The 17,754-nt window shown below is 69.4% G+C and carries 19 protein-coding genes and 1 pseudogene; 8 read left to right on the top strand and 12 right to left on the bottom strand.

Annotated features, from left to right (window positions below; all coding sequences use genetic code 11):
- Window positions 1–109: 109 nt before the first annotated feature.
- Window positions 110–343, bottom strand: coding sequence for a glucose PTS transporter subunit EIIB (locus U9R90_RS32705; RefSeq protein WP_411060701.1), 234 nt, complete (start codon window positions 341–343; stop codon window positions 110–112).
- A 230-nt stretch (window positions 344–573) separates the two neighbouring features.
- Here U9R90_RS32705 and U9R90_RS32700 point away from each other — a divergent pair, with 230 nt between their 5' ends.
- The gene (locus U9R90_RS32700; protein ID WP_411060699.1) at window positions 574–1,872 is read left to right on the top strand and encodes a PTS transporter subunit EIIC; all 1,299 of its coding nucleotides are present in this window, start codon (window positions 574–576) and stop codon (window positions 1,870–1,872) included.
- 273 nt (window positions 1,873–2,145) lie between these two features.
- The gene (locus U9R90_RS32695; protein WP_411060697.1) at window positions 2,146–3,405 is read left to right on the top strand and encodes a PTS transporter subunit EIIC; all 1,260 of its coding nucleotides are present in this window, start codon (window positions 2,146–2,148) and stop codon (window positions 3,403–3,405) included.
- A gap of 119 nt (window positions 3,406–3,524) precedes the next feature.
- On the opposite strand, the gene U9R90_RS32690 is transcribed toward U9R90_RS32695, so the two are convergent.
- Window positions 3,525–4,277 carry an MBL fold metallo-hydrolase gene (locus U9R90_RS32690; RefSeq protein WP_411060695.1) on the bottom strand — a complete coding sequence of 251 codons (753 nt, stop codon included), beginning with the start codon at window positions 4,275–4,277 and terminating at the stop codon, window positions 3,525–3,527.
- 198 nt (window positions 4,278–4,475) lie between these two features.
- On the opposite strand from U9R90_RS32690, the gene U9R90_RS32685 reads away from it, so the two are divergent.
- Window positions 4,476–4,958 (top strand): type II toxin-antitoxin system PemK/MazF family toxin, encoded by a 483-nt coding sequence (locus U9R90_RS32685; RefSeq protein WP_411060693.1) that lies wholly within the window; start codon window positions 4,476–4,478, stop codon window positions 4,956–4,958.
- Between the two features lie 73 nt (window positions 4,959–5,031).
- On the opposite strand, the gene U9R90_RS32680 is transcribed toward U9R90_RS32685, so the two are convergent.
- The 7 genes from U9R90_RS32680 to clpS form a co-directional block, all read right to left on the bottom strand.
- On the bottom strand, window positions 5,032–5,982 hold the full coding sequence (locus tag U9R90_RS32680; protein WP_411060691.1) for a PLP-dependent cysteine synthase family protein: 951 nt from the start codon (window positions 5,980–5,982) through the stop codon (window positions 5,032–5,034).
- Between the two features lies 1 nt (window position 5,983).
- The gene (locus U9R90_RS32675) at window positions 5,984–6,262 is read right to left on the bottom strand and encodes a MoaD/ThiS family protein (RefSeq protein ID WP_411060689.1); all 279 of its coding nucleotides are present in this window, start codon (window positions 6,260–6,262) and stop codon (window positions 5,984–5,986) included.
- Window positions 6,263–6,380: 118 nt separating this feature from the next.
- Window positions 6,381–6,482 carry a putative leader peptide gene (locus U9R90_RS32670; protein ID WP_411060687.1) on the bottom strand — a complete coding sequence of 34 codons (102 nt, stop codon included), beginning with the start codon at window positions 6,480–6,482 and terminating at the stop codon, window positions 6,381–6,383.
- Window positions 6,483–6,582: 100 nt separating this feature from the next.
- Entirely contained in the window at window positions 6,583–7,005 is a 423-nt protein-coding gene (locus U9R90_RS32665; protein WP_411060685.1) for a Mov34/MPN/PAD-1 family protein, read from the bottom strand.
- A 119-nt stretch (window positions 7,006–7,124) separates the two neighbouring features.
- Window positions 7,125–8,681 (bottom strand): alanine/glycine:cation symporter family protein, encoded by a 1,557-nt coding sequence (locus tag U9R90_RS32660; RefSeq protein ID WP_411060683.1) that lies wholly within the window; start codon window positions 8,679–8,681, stop codon window positions 7,125–7,127.
- A gap of 385 nt (window positions 8,682–9,066) precedes the next feature.
- Window positions 9,067–9,651 carry a DUF2017 domain-containing protein gene (locus tag U9R90_RS32655; protein ID WP_411060682.1) on the bottom strand — a complete coding sequence of 195 codons (585 nt, stop codon included), beginning with the start codon at window positions 9,649–9,651 and terminating at the stop codon, window positions 9,067–9,069.
- Window positions 9,651–9,977: an ATP-dependent Clp protease adapter ClpS gene (gene clpS, locus U9R90_RS32650; protein ID WP_411060681.1), complete on the bottom strand. Its 327-nt coding sequence runs from the start codon at window positions 9,975–9,977 to the stop codon at window positions 9,651–9,653. The genes U9R90_RS32655 and clpS overlap by 1 nt, the downstream gene beginning before the upstream one ends.
- 146 nt (window positions 9,978–10,123) lie before the next feature.
- Here clpS and U9R90_RS32645 point away from each other — a divergent pair, with 146 nt between their 5' ends.
- The 3 genes from U9R90_RS32645 to U9R90_RS32635 all read left to right on the top strand — a co-directional run bounded on the left by U9R90_RS32645 (window position 10,124) and on the right by U9R90_RS32635 (window position 13,297).
- Window positions 10,124–11,080: an IS481 family transposase gene (locus U9R90_RS32645; RefSeq protein WP_411060679.1), complete on the top strand. Its 957-nt coding sequence runs from the start codon at window positions 10,124–10,126 to the stop codon at window positions 11,078–11,080.
- 75 nt (window positions 11,081–11,155) lie between these two features.
- The gene (locus U9R90_RS32640) at window positions 11,156–12,484 is read left to right on the top strand and encodes a nicotinate phosphoribosyltransferase (RefSeq protein WP_411060678.1); all 1,329 of its coding nucleotides are present in this window, start codon (window positions 11,156–11,158) and stop codon (window positions 12,482–12,484) included.
- A gap of 225 nt (window positions 12,485–12,709) precedes the next feature.
- The gene (locus U9R90_RS32635; protein ID WP_411060676.1) at window positions 12,710–13,297 is read left to right on the top strand and encodes a nicotinamidase; all 588 of its coding nucleotides are present in this window, start codon (window positions 12,710–12,712) and stop codon (window positions 13,295–13,297) included.
- Window positions 13,298–13,357: 60 nt separating this feature from the next.
- On the opposite strand, the gene U9R90_RS32630 is transcribed toward U9R90_RS32635, so the two are convergent.
- Window positions 13,358–13,672 (bottom strand): hypothetical protein, encoded by a 315-nt coding sequence (locus tag U9R90_RS32630; protein ID WP_411060675.1) that lies wholly within the window; start codon window positions 13,670–13,672, stop codon window positions 13,358–13,360.
- Between the two features lie 469 nt (window positions 13,673–14,141).
- On the opposite strand from U9R90_RS32630, the gene U9R90_RS32625 reads away from it, so the two are divergent.
- Complete coding sequence (locus U9R90_RS32625; protein WP_411060673.1) at window positions 14,142–14,414, top strand: hypothetical protein; 273 nt, start codon at window positions 14,142–14,144, stop codon at window positions 14,412–14,414.
- A gap of 80 nt (window positions 14,415–14,494) precedes the next feature.
- On the opposite strand, the pseudogene U9R90_RS32620 reads toward U9R90_RS32625, so the two are convergent.
- Both U9R90_RS32620 and U9R90_RS32615 read right to left on the bottom strand, forming a co-directional pair.
- A pseudogene (locus tag U9R90_RS32620) lies at window positions 14,495–15,192 on the bottom strand (RDD family protein).
- Window positions 15,193–15,261: 69 nt separating this feature from the next.
- On the bottom strand, window positions 15,262–16,920 hold the full coding sequence (locus U9R90_RS32615; RefSeq protein WP_411060671.1) for an RDD family protein: 1,659 nt from the start codon (window positions 16,918–16,920) through the stop codon (window positions 15,262–15,264).
- A gap of 237 nt (window positions 16,921–17,157) precedes the next feature.
- On the opposite strand from U9R90_RS32615, the gene U9R90_RS32610 reads away from it, so the two are divergent.
- Complete coding sequence (locus U9R90_RS32610) at window positions 17,158–17,751, top strand: hypothetical protein (protein ID WP_411060670.1); 594 nt, start codon at window positions 17,158–17,160, stop codon at window positions 17,749–17,751.
- Window positions 17,752–17,754: the final 3 nt, after the last annotated feature.

Here is a 17,754-nt window from a genome sequence, read left to right as displayed (position 1 = left end):
ATACCTCTATGCCTCCCCTGACATGCGAACGCCCCGCCGCCTGAGAAGCCTTCCAGGGCCTTCCAGGGGACGGGGCGCCGCGTGCATGCCAGTCACGCGAGGGTGTCGGTCACATCATGTCTTCGATGTCCGCGGCGATGGGGTCCGCGTCGGTGCCGATGACGACCTGGATGGCCGTGCCCATCTTGACGACGCCGTGGGCTCCGGCGGCCTTGAGCGCGGCCTCGTCGACGAGGTCGGGGTTCACGACCTCGGTGCGCAGGCGGGTGATGCAGCCCTCGACCTCTTCGATGTTGTCGAGGCCGCCGAGCCCGGCGACGATCTTCTCAGCCTTACTGGCCATGTCCTTCTCCCTGTGATTCCACGGTTCCACGAGCGCTGTTCGGCCCACCGATAGGTCTGCTTTGTCACGTTAGCCCACGGTTGGCGCAACTTCGCGGGCGAGCGACCACCCGGTACCGAAAGATAACGATCACGGAATCCTGCCTCGGGCCGGGCTCCCGCACCGTACCGCAACTGGTCTACACCAGTATGCAACGCCTGCCAGACCTGGCCTGTTCCGGGAGGACGTCGATGAGTTCGAGCAGGGCGGCGGCGCGACCACCAGCGAAGTGGTGGAGCGGCCTGTTCCAGGGACTACAGAAGATGGGCCGCAGCCTTCAGCTGCCCATCGCCGTCCTGCCCGCGGCCGGCATCCTCAACCGGCTCGGCCAGCCGGACGTCTTCGGCGCGGACGGTCTCGGCTGGACGGATATCGCCAAGGTGATGGCCGGCGCCGGCGGCGCACTTCTGGACGCCAACATCGGCCTGCCGCTGCTGTTCTGTATCGGTGTCGCGATCGGCATGGCGAAGAAGGCCGACGGTTCCACGGCGCTGGCCGCCACGGCGGGCTTCCTCGTCTACTACAACGTGCTGCGGCAGTTCCCGAAGTCCTGCGAGGGCGGGGCGGAGGCGGTGGCCACCGGCTGCCAGGCGGCGGACGGAACCGTGGCGGCGTTCACGTACCAGAATCCGGGCGTCTTCGGCGGCATCGTGATGGGGCTGCTGGCCGCCTGGTTCTGGCAGCGGTACCACCGCGTCAAGCTGGTCGACTGGCTCGGCTTCTTCAACGGCCGCCGCCTCGTCCCGATCATCATGTCGTTCGTGGCGATCGCCTTCGCCGCGCTGTGCCTGTGGATCTGGCCGCCGGTCGGCGACGGCCTGGAGAGCTTCAGCGACTGGCTGGTGGGCCTGGGCGCTTGGGGTTCGGGCATCTTCGGTATCGCCAACCGGGCACTGCTGGTGATCGGTCTGCACCAGTTCCTGAACGTGCCACTGTGGTTCCAGTTCGGCAGCTACACCAAGGAGGACGGGACCACCGTCCACGGCGACATCAGCATGTTCCTGGCGGGCGACCCGGACGCGGGCCTGTTCACCTCGGGCTTCTTCCCGATCATGATGTTCGCGCTGCCCGCGGCGGCGCTGGCCATCACTCACTGCGCGAAGCCGCACCGCCGCAAGGAGGTGGGCGGCATGATGCTCTCGGTCGCCCTGACTTCCTTCGTCACCGGCATCACCGAGCCGATCGAGTACTCGTTCCTCTTCATCGCACCGGCGCTCTACGTCGCGCACGCCCTGCTGACCGGCGTCTCGATGGCGGTGACCTGGGCGCTCGGGGTGCACGACGGCTTCAGCTTCTCGGCCGGTCTGATCGACTACGTGATCAACTGGGGTCTTGCGACCAAGCCCTGGCTGATCATTCCGATCGGCCTGTGCTTCGCGGTGGTCTACTACGTGCTCTTCCGCTTCGCGATCACGAAGTTCGACATCCCGACGCCCGGCCGGGAGCCGGAGGACGTCGAGACCGAAATGGAACGAGAGAATCTGAAGTAGTACCCTGAGGCATCCTTTGCGCCCTATGTGCCTCGAAAACACGGTGCCGAAAGGCCCCTGAACCCATCCGGTTCGGGGGCTTTTGGCTGTGCGTGTCCGGGCGTGCCCCACCACATGGGAACCACGGGTTCCTTATCCCCCCTTCACCGTGCTACAACAGGTCTACACCACTCACTGGTGTAGACCACGCGGCCGTAGGCCGCGTCCCCTGAGCGACGCTGCCGTCCCCCTTTCCCCTGTCCCTGGCGGCGTCATGCCCGATGGAGGAAGTTGATGACTACGGCCACCGCTCCGGCGGCCCCCGCTAAGAAGCGGGGCTCCGGCCTGTTCCAGGGCCTGCAGAAGGTAGGACGCAGCCTGCAGCTGCCGATCGCCGTGCTGCCCGCAGCCGGAATTCTGCTGCGTCTCGGCCAGGACGATGTGTTCGGCCCCGACGGGCTCGGCTGGGACAAGGTCGCGTCCGTCTTCGCCACCGCGGGTGACGCGGTCTTCGCGAACCTGCCCCTGCTGTTCTGTATCGGTGTCGCGATCGGCTTCGCCAAGAAGTCCGACGGTTCCACCGCGCTGGCCGCCCTGGTCGGCTTCCTCGTCTACAGCAACGTGCTGAAGGCGTTCCCGGTGACCGAGGCCGTGGTCAAGGCGGGCGAGGACACCCCCGCGACGTACAACAACCCCGGTGTCCTCGGCGGCATCATCATGGGTCTGCTGGCGGCCTGGCTGTGGCAGAAGTTCCACCGCACCAAGCTGGTCGACTGGCTCGGCTTCTTCAACGGCCGCCGTCTCGTCCCGATCATCATGGCCTTCGTCGGCACCCTCATGGGCGTCTTCTTCGGCCTGGTCTGGGAGCCCATCGGTGACGGCATCTCCAGCTTCGGCGAGTGGATGACCGGCCTCGGTGCCGGTGGTGCCGGTCTCTTCGGTCTGATCAACCGCGCGCTGATCCCCGTCGGCATGCACCAGTTCGTGAACACCGTCTCCTGGTTCCAGATCGGTGACTTCACCAACGCCGCGGGCGAGGTCGTGCACGGCGACCTGAACCGGTTCTTCGCCGGTGACCCGGAGGCCGGACTCTTCATGACCGGCTTCTTCCCGATCATGATGTTCGGCCTGCCGGCCGCCGCCCTCGCCATCGCGCACTGCGCCCGCCCCGAGCGCCGCAAGGTCGTGATGGGCATGATGATGTCGCTGGCGCTGACCTCCTTCGTCACCGGTGTGACCGAGCCGATCGAGTTCGCCTTCATGTTCATCGCCCCGGCGCTGTACGTGATCCACGCGATCCTCACCGCCCTGTCGATGGCGATCACCTGGGCGCTCGGTGTGCACGCCGGGTTCACCTTCTCGGCGGGCGCCATCGACTACGTGCTGAACTGGAACCTCGCCACCAAGCCCTGGATGATCATCCCGATCGGCCTGTGCTTCGGAGTGGTCTACTACCTGGCCTTCCGGTTCGCGATCATCAAGTTCAACCTCCCGACGCCGGGCCGCGAGTCCGACGAGGAGCTCGCCGAAATGGAGAAGGCCGAGGCGAAGTAGGCCGTACGGGCCCTCCCGGCTCGACCGGCTCTACGGGCCTACCGGCTCGACCGGCTCGACCCGCTGCACGGCGAAGCCCCCGCCTTCCGGATGGACGGAAGGCGGGGGCTTCGCCGTGCTCAGAACTCGTAGACCGCGCCGGGGCGGGCCAGCTCCACCGGCCCGTCGTACACCGCCCGCGCGTCGGTGAGGTTGACGCTCGGGTCGGTCCACGGCGGGATGTGGGTGAGGACCAGACGCCCGGCGCCCGCGGTCTGGGCGCTCTGGCCCGCCTCGCGGCCGTTGAGGTGCAGGTCCGGGATGTCCTCCTTGCCGTGCGTGAAGGAGGCCTCGCAGAGGTACAGGTCGGTGCCGACGGCGAGGTCGTCCAGGGCCGCGCAGACTCCGGTGTCGCCGGAGTACGTGAGGGACGTGTCGCCGTGCTCGATGCGGATGGCGTACGCCTCCACCGGGTGGCACACCTTCTCCGTACGCACCGAGAACGGGCCGATCTCGAAGGAGCCCGACTTCAGCGTGTGGAAGTCGAAGACCTCGCTCATCGAGGACGACGAGGGCGTGTCGGCGTACGCCGTGGTCAGCCGCTGCTCGGTGCCTTCGGGGCCGTAGACCGGGATGGCGTCGCACCGGCCGCCCTCATGGCGGTAGTAGCGCGCCACGAAGTACCCGCACATGTCGATGCAGTGGTCGGCGTGCAGATGGCTGAGGAAGATCGCGTCGAGGTCGTACAGACCGCAGTGGCGCTGCAGCTCGCCCAGGGCACCGTTGCCCATGTCGAGTAGCAGCCGGAAGCCGTCGGCCTCGACGAGGTAGCTCGAGCAGGCCGAGTCCGCGGACGGAAACGACCCCGAGCAGCCGACGACGGTGAGCTTCATGGAGCTGGAACCTCCGTGGACGGGCAGGGCGACGGGGGTCGTGCAGTGCGTTGAGCGTAAGGCGCAAAAGGGCTGGTCGGTCCTCCATGAGGCGCCGTTGTGGGCGAACTCACCTGTGCTGTCACCGGTTCGGATGGACCGGAGGCCGGATGCGCCCTCGGCGCGCCGTGGGGTGTCGGCGCCGGTAGCGTCTGGGGCATGGACACGTCCTGGTGGCTGGCACTGGCCGCCGTGGTGGCCCTCGCACTGGTCGTCGCGGTCGCGGACGGGTGGGCGCGGGCCCGACGGCGCCCCGAGGATGGCGTGGGCCGCCCTGGCGGCCGTACGCGGCCTCCCGCGCGGCCGCGCGGGACCCGGCGCATCCCCAAGCGGCGGCCGCGGCCCGCGGAGATCTGGTGGGCGGATGTGCCGTACGAGGACAAGCGCGGGTCGAAGGACCGGCCGTGCCTGGTGTTGTCGGTGCGCGGCCGGAAGGCGCAGATCGCGAAGATCACCAGCCGGTACCACGACGAGCGGGCCGGGGTGATCCCGCTGCCGCCCGGCTCGGTGGGTGACGCGCACGGCCGTCCCAGCTTCCTGGAGACGGACGAGTTGCGCGAGGTTCCGCTGTGGGAGTTCCGGCGCCGGGTCGGGGTGGTCGACCCGGCGTTGTGGGACCAGGTGCGGCATCTGGCCCGGTGAGTGCCGAAACGACGAAGCTGCCTGACGGGCTCTCCTGGAGCCTGTCAGGCAGCGTCCCAAGCCGGGAGGAGGGTTACGCCCAGAGCTGGCCGTGGAGCGCGGCCACCGCGTCCTCCGTCGTCTCGGCCGTGTAGATGCCGGTCGACAGGTACTTCCAGCCGCCGTCGGCGACCAGGAACGCGATGTCCGCGGACTCGCCCGCCTTGACCGCCTTCTTGCCGACGCCGATCGCCGCGTGCAGCGCCGCGCCCGTGGAGACGCCCGCGAAGATCCCCTCCTGCTGGAGGAGTTCCCTGGTACGGGTGACCGCGTCGACCGAGCCGACCGAGAAGCGCGTGGTGAGCACCGACGCGTCGTACAGCTCGGGGACGAAGCCCTCGTCGAGGTTGCGCAGGCCGTAGACCAGGTCGTCGTAGCGCGGCTCGGCGGCGACGATCTTGATGTCGGGCCGGTGTTCGCGCAGGTAGCGGCCCACGCCCATCAGGGTCCCGGTGGTGCCGAGCCCGGCGACGAAGTGGGTGATCGAGGGCAGGTCGGCGAGGATCTCAGGGCCGGTGGTGGCGTAGTGCGCGCCCGCGTTGTCCGGGTTGCCGTACTGGTAGAGCATCACCCAGTCGGGGTGCTCGGCCGACAGCTCCTTGGCGACGCGTACGGCGGTGTTGGAGCCGCCCGCCGCCGGGCTGGAGATGATCTCCGCGCCCCACATGGTGAGCAGTTCGCGCCGCTCGGACGAGGTGTTCTCGGGCATGACGCAGACGATGCGGTAGCCCTTGAGCCGGGCCGCCATCGCGAGTGAGATGCCGGTGTTGCCGCTGGTCGGTTCGAGGATGGTGCAGCCGGGCGCCAGCCTGCCGTCCTTCTCGGCCTGCTCGATCATGTGGAGCGCGGGGCGGTCCTTGACCGAGCCGGTCGGGTTGCGGTCCTCGAGCTTCGCCCAGATGCGCACGTCGTCGGACGGCGACAGCCGCGGCAGCCGCACCAGAGGGGTGTTGCCGACCGCGGCCAGCGGGGAGTCGTACCGCATATCAGGCCATGCCACCGGCGACGGCGGGGAGGATCGTGACGTTGTCGCCGTCGCTGAGCTCGGTGGTGATCCCGTCCAGGAACCGGACGTCCTCGTCGTTCAGGTACACGTTCACGAAGCGGCGCAGCTTGCCGCCGTCCACGATGCGCTCGTGGATGCCCGTGTGCCGGGTCTCAAGGTCGGCGAAGAGCTGGGCGAGCGTGTCGCCGCTGCCCTCGACGGCCTTGGCGCCGTCGGTGTAGGTGCGGAGGATGGTCGGGATGCGGACCTCGATGGCCATGGGGCTGGACTCCTGTCGTCCGGTGGGAAGAAGGTCGGTGGGCGCGCGGCAGTGCGCGGCGAAACCCGGTGGTGCACGGAGTGGCACGCCGCGGCCAGGGGCCTTCGGCGGGCAGGGGTCAGCGGGAACAGATGGCGCTGGAAAGCCTGCACAGGTCGACGTGCAGCCGCGCCACGAGCAGCATGCCCGGCGTCTTGTCGCTCACGTCGTTCAGAACCATGGGGTCATCGTATCGATTCCCTCCCCACCTAAAGGAGTGGGATATCACATGCTGGATGATTTCTGACCGCACTGTGGGATGACCCAGCGCACGGCGGGTTTCAGTACGCCTCGACGATCTTGACGTCCTCCTCGGTGACCTCGCCGTCGACAATGCGGAACGAGCGGAACTGGAAGGGTCCGGCGCCGTCGGCGTCGGCGGTGGAGACCAGGACGTAGTGGGCGCCCGGCTCGTTGGCGTAGGAGATGTCCGTACGCGACGGGTAGGCCTCGGTCGCCGTGTGCGAGTGGTAGACGATCACGGGCTCCTCGTCCCGGTCGTCCAGCTCGCGGTAGAGCTTGAGCAGGTCGCCGGAGTCGAACTCGTAGAACGTGGGCGAGCGGGCGGCGTTCAGCATCGGGATGAAGCGCTCGGGTCGGTCGGTGCCCTCGGGGCCCGCGACGACGCCGCACGCCTCGTCGGGGTGGTCCTCGCGCGCGTGGGCGACGATCTGGTCATGCAGGGCCTGGGTGATGGTGAGCATGCCGCCAGAATAAACATGCGGGCCACCGCGTACCGAAGTGTGGTACGAGATGGCCCGCATGCCGAGATAGAGCAGGTGGAGCAGATAAAGCAGGTGGAGCAGGTGGAGCGAGCTCCGGGTCAGACCTTGGCGGACTCCAGCTCGGAGGCCTCGATCTGCTCCTCGGTCTCGCCCGCGTCCCGACGGCGGGTGAAGTTGAGGACCTTGGCCAGCTCCTTCTTCACGATCGGCGCCAGGAAGTACAGGCCGACGATGTTGAACAGGGCCGCCAGGAACAGGACCGCGTCGGAGAGGTCGACCAGGGTGCCGAGCGAGAGCAGGGCGCCGAGGACGATGATCGCCGAGAAGGAGATCCGGTAGGTGATGGCCGAGGCCTTGCTCTTGCCGAAGAGGTAGGTCCAGCAGCGCTCGCCGTAGTAGCCCCACGTGATGATCGTGGAGAAGGCGAACAGGATCACCGCGAAGGTGAGGATGTACGGGAACCACGGCAGCGCGGTCTCGAAGGCGTCCGAGGTGATGGAGATGCCCTGCGAGGTACCGCCGACCTCGTCGCCCTTGCCGCTGGCGACCAGGTCACGCGCCTCGAGGTACTTCGGGCCACCGGCGATGATGATCGTCAGGGCGGTCATGGTGCAGATCACGACGGTGTCGATGAAGGGCTCGATCATCGCGACCAGGCCCTCGGTGGCGGGACGCTTGGTCTTCACCGCGGAGTGCGCGATCGGGGCGGAGCCGATACCGGCCTCGTTGGAGAACGCCGCACGCTGGAAGCCGACGATCAGGGCACCGATCAGACCACCGGCGACACCCTTGGGAGCGAAGGCACCGGAGAAGATCTCACCGATGGCGCTCGGGATCGCGGTGACGTTGAACGAGATGACCAGGATGCAGGCGACGATGTAGAGGATCGCCATGGAGGGCACCAGGCGGCTGGTGACCTGGCCGACCGAGCGCATACCGCCGATGAGCACCAGTGCGACGGCCGCGGCGATCAGCAGGCCGTAGAAGATGGCGCCGCCGGAGGTGGCGAAGAAGCTGTCTTCCTTGCCGGTGACCGTCGTCAGCTGCTCCAGGGACTGGTTGACCTGGAAGAGGTTGCCGCCGAAGAAGGTGAAGAAGAGGATCATGGCCGCGGAGAGGACCGCGAGGACCTTGCCCAGCGCGGGCTTGCCGATCTCGGCGAGGCCCTTGCGCAGGTAGAGCATCGGTCCGCCGGTGACCTTGCCGTCGGCGTCGATCTCGCGGTACTTCACGCCGAGGGTGCACTCGACGAACTTGGTGGCCATGCCGAGGAGACCGCAGAGGATCATCCAGAACGTGGCGCCAGGACCACCGATCGCGATGGCGATCGCGACACCGGCGATGTTGCCGAGGCCGACGGTGCCGGAGACCGCGGAGGTCAGCGCCTGGAAGTGGTTGACCTCACCGGGGGCGTCTTTCTGCTCGTACTTGCCGCGGACGATGCGTACCGCGGTCTTCAGATGCCGCACCTGGGCCAGGCCGAAGTACGCCGAGAAGAAGGCGCCCGCGACGACCAGCCAGCCGACGATCAAGGGGAACTGCGTGCCGAACACGGGGACGGAATAGAAGACGACGTCCCCGAGCCAACTGGCTACGGGCTTGAACAAGCCGTTTACGGCTTCGTCGACGTTTTCAGCGATGGAGTCGAGAGACATCTGGCTACCTCGGTCAGGCAAGACTGCCGTTTTGGGGTGACGACAGGCGAGGGGGACGGGCTTGGAGCGAACGCCGTTGTCCGATCGGCGACGTGGGGCGCCGGTCCGCGGACTCGGACCGGTACTGCCTTGGGTCGTACGTGTCGTGCGTTGCTGGCAAGTGGGCCAGTTCTCCAGAGCGGCGGGGGGTGGTGCCGAAATGGAGTTGACAGTTCTTACCACGCGTTTACCTGTACGCCATGTGGTGCATGTCACACGCGGAACAAGTGAATCCGGCCCACCTGGGAAGAAGCGGTTCGCGTGTGACGCGATCGTTATCCGGATTTGAGCGTCCGCTGAGCGAACGATCCCGCCGGAAAAATACTGACTAGTCAGTAGGTAAGGGTCACAGGGTTTCGATGAGGCTTTCCTGTAGGCCGCCCAGCCATAGATAGGCCATGACCATCGGCTTGCGCGGGTCGTCGTCCGGCAGCCGGTAGAGCAGCTCGGTGTCCTCGTCGGCGATCACTTCCAGCCGTCCGGCGATCGCGAGCCGCAGGTCGTTCAGCCCGCCGAGCCACTGTCGCGACTCGTCCGCGGACAGCTTCAGCACGGCCCCGCCGTCTCCCCCCGCGCTGAGCGCGTCGAGGGACCGTACGATCCCGAGCGCGTCCTCGCGCTTGCGGGCCCGCAGGTCGTTCTCGGTGAAGCGGCGGAACTCGGCGGAGTACTCCTTGAGCTGGTCGTCCGGTACGGCCTCGGGGTCGCCGTAGGCGTCCGGGAAGAGGCGCTGCAGTACGGGGTCGGACGGCGGCTCGCTCGGCCCCTCGGCGAACAGCTCCGCGAGCGGGTCGTCGGACTCCTCGCCACCGGGCCCGGGGCCGATCAGCTCCAGGAGCTGCACGGCCAGCGAGCGCAGGATCGAGATCTCGACCTCGTCCAGGGCCACGGCGGCGCCACCGCCGGGAATCGGCTCGAACTGCCCGGCCATCAGTTGCGGTCCTGACTCATCGTCGCCCACAGGCCGTAGCCGTGCATGGCCTGCACATCGCGCTCCATCTCCTCGCGGGTGCCGCTGGAGACCACCGCGCGGCCCTTGTGGTGGACGTCGAGCATCAGGCGGTTCGCCTTGTCCTTGGAATAGCCGAAGTAGGCCTGGAACACGTACGTCACGTAGCTCATCAGGTTCACCGGGTCGTTGTGCACGATCGTCACCCAGGGAACGTCGGGCTCGGTCACCGCGGACTCTTCCGCTGCCGACTGGGGACGCTGGGTCTCTACCGGGGACACATCTGGAGCCACACTCACCTGTCCCATGCTGCCACCTGGCGGGGCCTCCCGCACAAACGCCCCCCGCTAGGTGTATTGATCATGAGCGTTGTTGACACTCGCGGGTCTTGATCATGGCGAAGACCTCCGGTGTGGTGGAGGTGTCTAGGACTACACCGCACACGGAGGTCTTCGTGTCCCACCGTAATGCCCGGCTGACCGTGCACGGCAGGCGGCTGCTGGTCGAACGGGTCCGTTCCGGCCGTCCGGTCGCGCATGTGGCAGCCGAGATGGGCATATCGAGGGTCACGGCCCACAAATGGGTCCGTCGCTGGAAGACTGAGGGCGACGCGGGCCTGGCCGACCGCTCCAGCAGGCCGCGCACGACCCCTCGCCGGACAGCAGCCGACATCGAGGAGCGGGTCTGCGATCTGCGGCGGACACGCAAGCTGGGACCCGCCCGGATCGGTCCCATCCTGGGCCTGCCCGCCTCCACCGTGCACCGGATCCTGACCCGCCACCGGCTGAACCGCCTGTCCTGGCTTGACCGCCCCACCGGCGTCGTCATCCGCCGCTACGAACGCGACCGCCCCGGCGAACTCGTGCATGTGGACGTGAAGAAGCTCGGCCGGATCCCTGACGGCGGCGGCCACAAGACCCTGGGCCGCCAGGCCGGCCGCGCCACCCGCAACAACATGGGCTTCGACTACGTCCACTCCGCCGTCGACGACCACACTCGCCTCGCCTACAGCGAGATCCACTCCGACGAGAAGGTCGCGACCTGCGCGGGCTTCCTCACCCGCGCCGCCGCGTTCTTCCACTCCCACGGCATCCCCCGCATCGAACGGGTCCTGACCGACAACGCCTGGGCCTACCGCAAGGGCCTGGCCTGGAAGAACGTCCTGGCCGACCTCGGCGCGACCGGGAAACTCACCCGCGCCTACCGACCCCAGACCAACGGCAAGGTCGAACGCTTCAACCGCACCCTGCTCGACGAATGGGCCTACCTGCGCCCCTACACCAGCAACAGCGAGCGGACCGAAGCCCTGACAGACTTCCTCCACACCTACAACCACCACCGCTGCCACACCGCACTCAACGGACACCCACCCATCAGCCGCGTCAACAACCCTGCGGGTCAATACAGCTAGGGCCTGTCCGGCGGACAAGCCCAAACACCCCCCTGAAATCGTCAGAGTGACGAGATGGGGAGTACGATCCGTCATATGAACGCTGCGGACCTCCGACTGCCGGTCGATGTTCCCTCGACGGCACTCTTCACCGACCACTACGAGCTGACGATGCTGCAGGCGGCCCTACGGGCCGGCACCGCCGAGCGGCGCTCGGTCTTCGAGGTGTTCACCCGCCGGCTGCCCGAGGGGCGCAGGTACGGCGTGGTCGCCGGGACCGGCCGGGTCCTGGACGCGGTGGAGAACTTCCGCTTCGACCCGGGCATCCTCGCCTTCCTGCGCGAGCGCTCGGTGGTCGACGAGCCGACCCTGAAGTGGCTCGCCGACTACCGCTTCAGCGGCGACATCTGGGGCTACCCGGAGGGCGAGGTCTACTTCCCCGGCTCCCCGATCCTGCGGGTCGAGGGCACCTTCGCCGAGTGCGTGCTCCTGGAGACGGTGGTCCTGTCCATCCTCAACCACGACTCGGCGATCGCCGCGGCCGCGTCCCGGATGGCGTCGGCGGCGGGCGGCCGCCCGCTGATCGAGATGGGCGCCCGGCGCACCCACGAGCTGGCCGCGGTCGCCGCCTCCCGCGCGGCCTATGTCGGCGGCTTCACCACCACGTCGGACCTGGCCGCGGGCTTCCGCTACGACATCCCGACGGTCGGCACGTCGGCGCACGCCTTCACCCTGCTGCACGACAGCGAGCGCGACGCGTTCACCGCGCAGGTCGACTCGCTGGGCCACGGCACCACCCTCCTGGTCGACACCTACGACGTCGCCGACGCGGTACGGATGGCCGTCGAGGTCGCCGGGCCCGAGCTCGGGGCGGTCCGTATCGACTCCGGGGACCTGCTGCTCGTGGCCCACCGGGTGCGTCAGCAGCTGGACGAGCTCGGCGCGGCCAACACGAAGATCATCGTGACCTCCGACCTGGACGAGTACGCCATCGCCTCGCTGGCGGCGGCGCCGGTCGACGCGTACGGCGTGGGCACCCAGCTGGTGACCGGCTCCGGACACCCCACCTGCTCGATGGTCTACAAGCTGGTGGCGCGCGCCAAGTCCGCCGATCCGGGCGCGGAGCTGGAGCCGGTGGCGAAGAAGTCGCTGGGCGGCAAGACGTCCAAGGGCGGCCGGAAGTGGGCCGCGCGGCGGCTCGACCAGGACGGGTTCGCCGAGGCCGAGGTGGTCGGCACCGGACCGCTGCCCGCGGAGCTGGCCGGGCGGGAGCTGGCGGTCGAGCTGGTCTCCGGTGGCCGCGTCCGGGGCCGCGAGCCGCTGGACGTGGTCCGCGAGCGGCACCAGGCGGCTCTGGACCGGCTACCGCTGTCCGCGACCCAGCTGTCCCGCGGGGAGGCCGTCATCCCTACGGAGTACGTATGACCCGATCCACCGGAGCGGCTACGCAGGACCGCGTACACCGGACCACGCACACCTGACCGGTGCGCATGAACGCCGGACGAGCGGGAAGGCAACGGCAGCGGACTCACGTCACTCCGCACACCCGCACAGCCGTACACCCACTCCCGGGGCGCACTCGGTTTCCCTGCTCGGCGCTCTTAGCCGAGTTCCCGTCCCCGTCGAACTCCTCAGCCGAAGGACACCACCATGCGCCGCGCACTGATCGTCGTAGATGTGCAGAACGACTTCTGCGAGGGTGGCAGCCTCGCGGTCCAGGGCGGCTCCGATGTGGCCGCCGCGATCACGGAGCTGGTCGGGCAGACCGCCGGCGTCGGCTACCAGCACGTGGTGGCCACCCGCGACCACCATGTGGCCCCCGGCGACCACTTCTCGGACCACCCTGACTTCCAGCACAGCTGGCCCGCGCACTGCGTGGCCGGTACGGAGGGGGTCGGCTTCCACCCGAACTTCGCTCCGGCCGTGGCCTCGGGCGCGATCGACGCGGTCTTCGACAAGGGTGCCTACACGGCGGCCTACAGCGGCTTCGAGGGCGTCGACGAGAACGGCGTACCGCTGGCGGACTGGCTGCGCTCGCACGCGGTGACCGAGGTCGATGTGGTCGGCATCGCCACGGACTACTGCGTACGGGCCACGGCTCTGGACGCGGCTCGCGAGGGCTTCCGTACCCAGGTGCTGCTCGATCTGACGGCCGGGGTGGCCGAGGAGAGTACCGAGCGGACGTTGAAGGAGCTTCGCGAGGCGGGTGTGGAGCTGTCGGGCAAGCCGGTGGTCTGACGGGCTCGCTACAGCCGGTGGTCCGACCGACCCGCCACAGCCATTGGTCCGACCGACCCGCTATACAGGCCGTGCCGGCTGCAGCAGCGCCCGGATCGGGTGCCACAGTTCGTCGGCGTCGTCCGGTGCCGTCCGCCATATCAGCCCGTCCGGATGGTGCAGCACCGCCGTGACCTCATCCGGAGTCGGCGGCTCCGTGTTGCCCCGTAGATAGACCGCGCGGAGCCCCAGGTTCCGCAGCCGGGTCAGTGCCCTGGCGCGGTTCGCCGCGTGCACCAGCACCCGGACCCGGCCGCCGCCCGCTCTGGGACTGGGCAGCATCAGGGCAACCACCACGCTGCCGTTCGGGAGCTTGCTGAAGCCTCCTCCTGCCATTGCGTATCACTCCCCCGTGAGACGTCGCGTCAATAAGCAAGTCACAGGACGCACCTAAACACGATCGGCCGCGACCCGCCAGAGGGTCTCGATCGATCACGCTGTGACCTGCGGTGATGCGAGGGGCGTCACCGGGGGGCGTGGGAGCACGGGAGCGCACGCGCCCCCACGCGACCGCTTGGCGATCTTGATCTGAGCCGGTGGTGTCAACGAGCCGGGCGAGGGGGCGCCGCCCCCGGACGGGCGCGTTCATCTCGCCTGCCGGACGGCCGAATGAGCCCGTGCGCCCCCCATGCATCGGCACTGTGTGTTAGGTCACGCTTACTTCTCGCTCGCTCGGGAATCCAGCGGGAGAGAACCAGAAGCACATCCACTTGACGCCCAGGTGGACGACTGCACGACCGTACGACCGCACGACACCCCCCTGCGATCCCGTTCTGTCCCTGCCCCCCGAGGACCGGATAACGCCATGCCTCGTCCGACTGCCGCACAGTTCTGCTACGGATTTGCCACCGTCATCTCCGCCACCCTCGCCCTGCTGCTGCTCTCGAACGCACAGACGGGCATCGGAATCACCGCCATAGTCTGCGCCTCGATGGGGCTCGGGCTGCTGGTGGCGATACTGGTGCCGGCGCCCAGGCCTTCGCCCTCGCGACGCGCGGCGACGGCGGCGCGCGTGCCGATGCAGCGTCTGCATACCGGGGCGGAGCCTCGGGTGGCCGAGCACTCCTTACGCAAGTGAGACCGGTGGGCCCGGGCTCGCACGGGCCCCCCGGGGGTACTGCCGCGGCCCCCACCGGGGGTACTGCCGCCGCCTGAGAGTCAGCCGGTGCTGACCACGACCGTCTTCGCCGCCTTGTCGTGCAGGCCCTGCTTGTACGGCTTGTCGAAGAAGCTCCAGCCGCCGCAGATGGCCGTCCACAGGATGTAGCAGCAGAAGGCGAACGGCAGCCACAGTACGGCAGCGCGTACCACCGCTGTCTGCATGGTGGGCGTGGAGCCGTTGTCGAGGTTCGCCACCCGCAGTTTCATGAGTTGCTTGCCCAGCGTCTGGCCCGTCTTGGCCGTCGTGAAGACGTCGTACGCCATATAGAGGATCGCCGTCAGCAGGGACCGGCCGAAGGACGAACCGGCGTTGACGTCGTCCAGGTCGACGGAGTTCCAGCCGAAGGCCCACAGCAGCAGGGCCGTCACCAGGCCGACGATCAGCATGTCGATGATGCGCGCCAGGACACGCTTGCCGCTGTCGGCGAGCGGGGGCATCCCGGCCAGCGGGTCACGCGCGCCGTAGCTGCCGCCGTAGGGGTCGCCGCCGTAGGGGGGCGGGGGTGGCGGGGCGCCGAAGTCACCGCCGCCAGGTGCGGGGCGCCGAAGTCACCGCCGCCAGGTGGGGGCGGGGTGCCGCCGCCGTAGGGCGAGTCGTACGGAGAGCCGCCGCCACTGCCGGACGGCGGCTGCTTCTTGAACGGGTCGTCTTCCGGTGGCTGTCCCGGTCCCGGGGGCGGCGGTTCGGTACTCATGGCCCGAGTCGACCCCGAACGTAAGGGGCCCGCACGTGGCGGGGGGCCGGACGGGGGATCGTGCGACGGCTACCCCGCGACGAAGGTGCGGGCCGCCTTGTCGTGCCAGCACTGCCGCCAGGGGCGGTCGAACAGACACCAGGCCACACCGACGATGCCGATGACCAGGATGCCCGGCACGCTGTACACCAGCCAGCGGCGCAGCGCGGCGCCGAACGACGGGGCCGCGTGCTCCTCGATGTCCCGCACCTCGATCTTGCAGAGCTTCTTGCCGAGGGTACGGCCCCACTTCGCGGTCGGCAGGGCCTCGTAGAGCACTCCGAAGACCAGCAGGACGCCCAGCACGATGCCGAGGTAGCTGGCGGTCGTGCCGTCGATCAGCCATACGGTGACGGTCTCGCCGGACAGCTTCGCCTCGTCGATCTTGCCGTTGACGTGGTCGTACGCCCTGGTCGCCAGGGGTACGGCGGCGGCGCCGGTGACGGCGGCAAGGACCAGCGTGTCGATCAGCCGCGCCGCGAACCGGCGGCCCAGGCGGGCCGGCCGGGCCGAGGCCTGGGCCCGCGCGGCCGCCAGGAACGGGTCCTCGGTGACCGGCTTCCACGGCAGTACGGGTTCCTCGTCACCGCCTGGGCTCTGCGCGAGCTGATGCACCTGCTGGGCCCAGGAGGCCGCGCCGCCGCCCGCGCCGGAGCTGACGGGGGCGCCGGACCGCTGCGGGGCCGCGCCGTGCGGGGCGGCGGCTGCCTGCGCGGGCTGCGGGGCGGCTGCTGCCCCGCTCTGCGCCACGGGTGCCCCGGGGGCCGCCCCTTGGGCGGCGGGCGAGCCCGCGCCGCCCTGAGCCGGAACCTGCCCGGCCACCGCGCCAGCGGCACCCGCCTGTGGATAGCCGTAGCCCGCAGCCGCGGTCGAGCCTGCGGCGCCCTGTGCGCCCGGTGCGCCCTGTGCGCCCGGTGCCGACTGGGCCGCGGCATCAGCGGCGCCTGTCACGCCGGACGAGGCCGCCCGCGCTGCGGCGGGCGCCTCGGGCGTCCCCGAGCCGCCGCGCGTCGAGGCCGCCGTACCCGGCCCGGCCGGAGTCCGCGCGCCCGGCGCGGACTGCGGGCCCGCGCCGGCCGCCCCTGCCAGGCGGATGGCCATCGTGCCGCCGGCGACGGGCGGCGCCTGGTCGGCCGGGCGCGTGGGCTCCGGCGTGGCCGTGGCGGTGGCCTGTTCCGGGACCGTGGGCTGCGAACCGCGGGGTACGTCGGAGGCCGGCGGCGTGGCGGCGTGCGCCAGTCGGGGGTCCCGCCCGGTCGGTGTGCCCCAGGCGACGCGGCGGTCCTGCTCGCCGCCGAAGCCGCCCTGGCGCGACGCGTCGGCCTGCCAGGCCGTGGCGGGCTCCGGCCGGGCGCCGTCATCCCGTACGCCGGAAGCCGCCTCCCGTACGCCGGAAGCCGCCTCGTCCTGCGACGCCGCCTCGTCCCGCGGCGCCGCCTGCGGCTCCTCCTCGTCGAAGAAGACCGGCCCGGTCTCCTCCACCGGGGCGGCCGTCCGCTCAGGGACGGCGGCGGATTCCTCCACCCCGGGCGGCAGCGGCATCGGCTCGCCCCCGGCCGGAGCGGGGCGGCTGGTCCCAGGCACCCAGGAGACCCCGTTCCAGTACCGGACATAGCCAGGAATGGAGGGGTCGGGGTAATAGCCTTGCCGGGCTCCGTTGTCGCCGTTGCCAGCGGGAGGCGCCACCATGTCCCCAACTCCGATCGTGAACAGCACAGTTGACCCGACCGCGGCAGCCGACCTGGACGGGCCACAGCGCCGGATCTCCCACGGTCCAAGGAGGACAGTAACGAAGACGGCCGCGAACGGAGCAGCGAGACCGCGATATACCCCGCGTACGAGCGACACATGCGAGCCCCCGGAGCCGCCCTCTGTACGATCTCGGGGCTTTGTTCATGAGCGGTACGGAAGGCTTCGGGGGACGACATGGAGAAGCGGCGACGCCGGCTGCCACCGATAGGACAGGAACAGGAACAGGACAGCGGCCGGATCTCGGCGAAGGCCCTGCGCGGCTGGCTGGTCAGCGTGCTGCTCTCGCTCCTCTGCATCCAGCTGTTCATCGACATTCCGCTGCACAACTACCGGCACGCGGCGGCCGCCAACGGCGACCGCGGCGAGGCAGGCACCTTCACCGCCACCCGCGAGGAGCGGATACGCGGCTCGAACGGCCGTACCAAGCGGATCTGCTACGGCGACTTCCGGCCCGCCGACGGCGGTACGGGCCTGTCCGGCATCCGCGGCCATGTGCCACGCGGCGGCTGCGAGGAGGGCCGCACCCACGAGGCCCGGCTGATGCGCGCGGACTCCGGCGGTCTGCTGCGGGACGCGGAGCCGGACCAGGCGTACGCCGGGGGCGGCCTGGACGAGCGCGGCTTCACCGTGCTGTTGATGGGCGCCTTCCTGCTGCTGTTCGGCGGCATCGCCACGCTGGTCGCGCTGGTGAAGACCACCGAGCTGCTGTCCGCGGTTCTGCGGCGCGGGAAAAAAACTTCGGAAAGTCGGGGAAAGTCGCGTAAGTGATCC

Origin of the sequence: Streptomyces sp. E11-3, from assembly GCF_046540415.1 — a bacterium.
In the GTDB taxonomy this organism is placed as follows: Bacteria; Actinomycetota; Actinomycetes; order Streptomycetales; family Streptomycetaceae; genus Streptomyces.
Note: the sequence above shows the minus strand (reverse complement) of the source record. Positions and strands in the feature narration are given on the sequence as shown.

What these genes read in the sequence shown, in the direction of transcription:
- U9R90_RS32705 (WP_411060701.1), bottom strand. Translation starts at nt 343, where the DNA reads ATGGCCAGTAAGGCTGAGAAGATCGTCGCCGGGCTCGGCGGCCTCGAC.
- U9R90_RS32700 (WP_411060699.1), top strand. Translation starts at nt 574, where the DNA reads ATGAGTTCGAGCAGGGCGGCGGCGCGACCACCAGCGAAGTGGTGGAGC.
- U9R90_RS32695 (WP_411060697.1), top strand. Translation starts at nt 2,146, where the DNA reads ATGACTACGGCCACCGCTCCGGCGGCCCCCGCTAAGAAGCGGGGCTCC.
- U9R90_RS32690 (WP_411060695.1), bottom strand. Translation starts at nt 4,277, where the DNA reads ATGAAGCTCACCGTCGTCGGCTGCTCGGGGTCGTTTCCGTCCGCGGAC.
- U9R90_RS32685 (WP_411060693.1), top strand. Translation starts at nt 4,476, where the DNA reads ATGGACACGTCCTGGTGGCTGGCACTGGCCGCCGTGGTGGCCCTCGCA.
- U9R90_RS32680 (WP_411060691.1), bottom strand. Translation starts at nt 5,982, where the DNA reads ATGCGGTACGACTCCCCGCTGGCCGCGGTCGGCAACACCCCTCTGGTG.
- U9R90_RS32675 (WP_411060689.1), bottom strand. Translation starts at nt 6,262, where the DNA reads ATGGCCATCGAGGTCCGCATCCCGACCATCCTCCGCACCTACACCGAC.
- U9R90_RS32670 (WP_411060687.1), bottom strand. Translation starts at nt 6,482, where the DNA reads ATGGTTCTGAACGACGTGAGCGACAAGACGCCGGGCATGCTGCTCGTG.
- U9R90_RS32665 (WP_411060685.1), bottom strand. Translation starts at nt 7,005, where the DNA reads ATGCTCACCATCACCCAGGCCCTGCATGACCAGATCGTCGCCCACGCG.
- U9R90_RS32660 (WP_411060683.1), bottom strand. Translation starts at nt 8,681, where the DNA reads ATGTCTCTCGACTCCATCGCTGAAAACGTCGACGAAGCCGTAAACGGC.
- U9R90_RS32655 (WP_411060682.1), bottom strand. Translation starts at nt 9,651, where the DNA reads ATGGCCGGGCAGTTCGAGCCGATTCCCGGCGGTGGCGCCGCCGTGGCC.
- clpS (WP_411060681.1), bottom strand. Translation starts at nt 9,977, where the DNA reads ATGGGACAGGTGAGTGTGGCTCCAGATGTGTCCCCGGTAGAGACCCAG.
- U9R90_RS32640 (WP_411060678.1), top strand. Translation starts at nt 11,156, where the DNA reads ATGAACGCTGCGGACCTCCGACTGCCGGTCGATGTTCCCTCGACGGCA.
- U9R90_RS32635 (WP_411060676.1), top strand. Translation starts at nt 12,710, where the DNA reads ATGCGCCGCGCACTGATCGTCGTAGATGTGCAGAACGACTTCTGCGAG.
- U9R90_RS32630 (WP_411060675.1), bottom strand. Translation starts at nt 13,672, where the DNA reads ATGGCAGGAGGAGGCTTCAGCAAGCTCCCGAACGGCAGCGTGGTGGTT.
- U9R90_RS32625 (WP_411060673.1), top strand. Translation starts at nt 14,142, where the DNA reads ATGCCTCGTCCGACTGCCGCACAGTTCTGCTACGGATTTGCCACCGTC.
- U9R90_RS32615 (WP_411060671.1), bottom strand. Translation starts at nt 16,920, where the DNA reads ATGGTGGCGCCTCCCGCTGGCAACGGCGACAACGGAGCCCGGCAAGGC.
- U9R90_RS32610 (WP_411060670.1), top strand. Translation starts at nt 17,158, where the DNA reads ATGGAGAAGCGGCGACGCCGGCTGCCACCGATAGGACAGGAACAGGAA.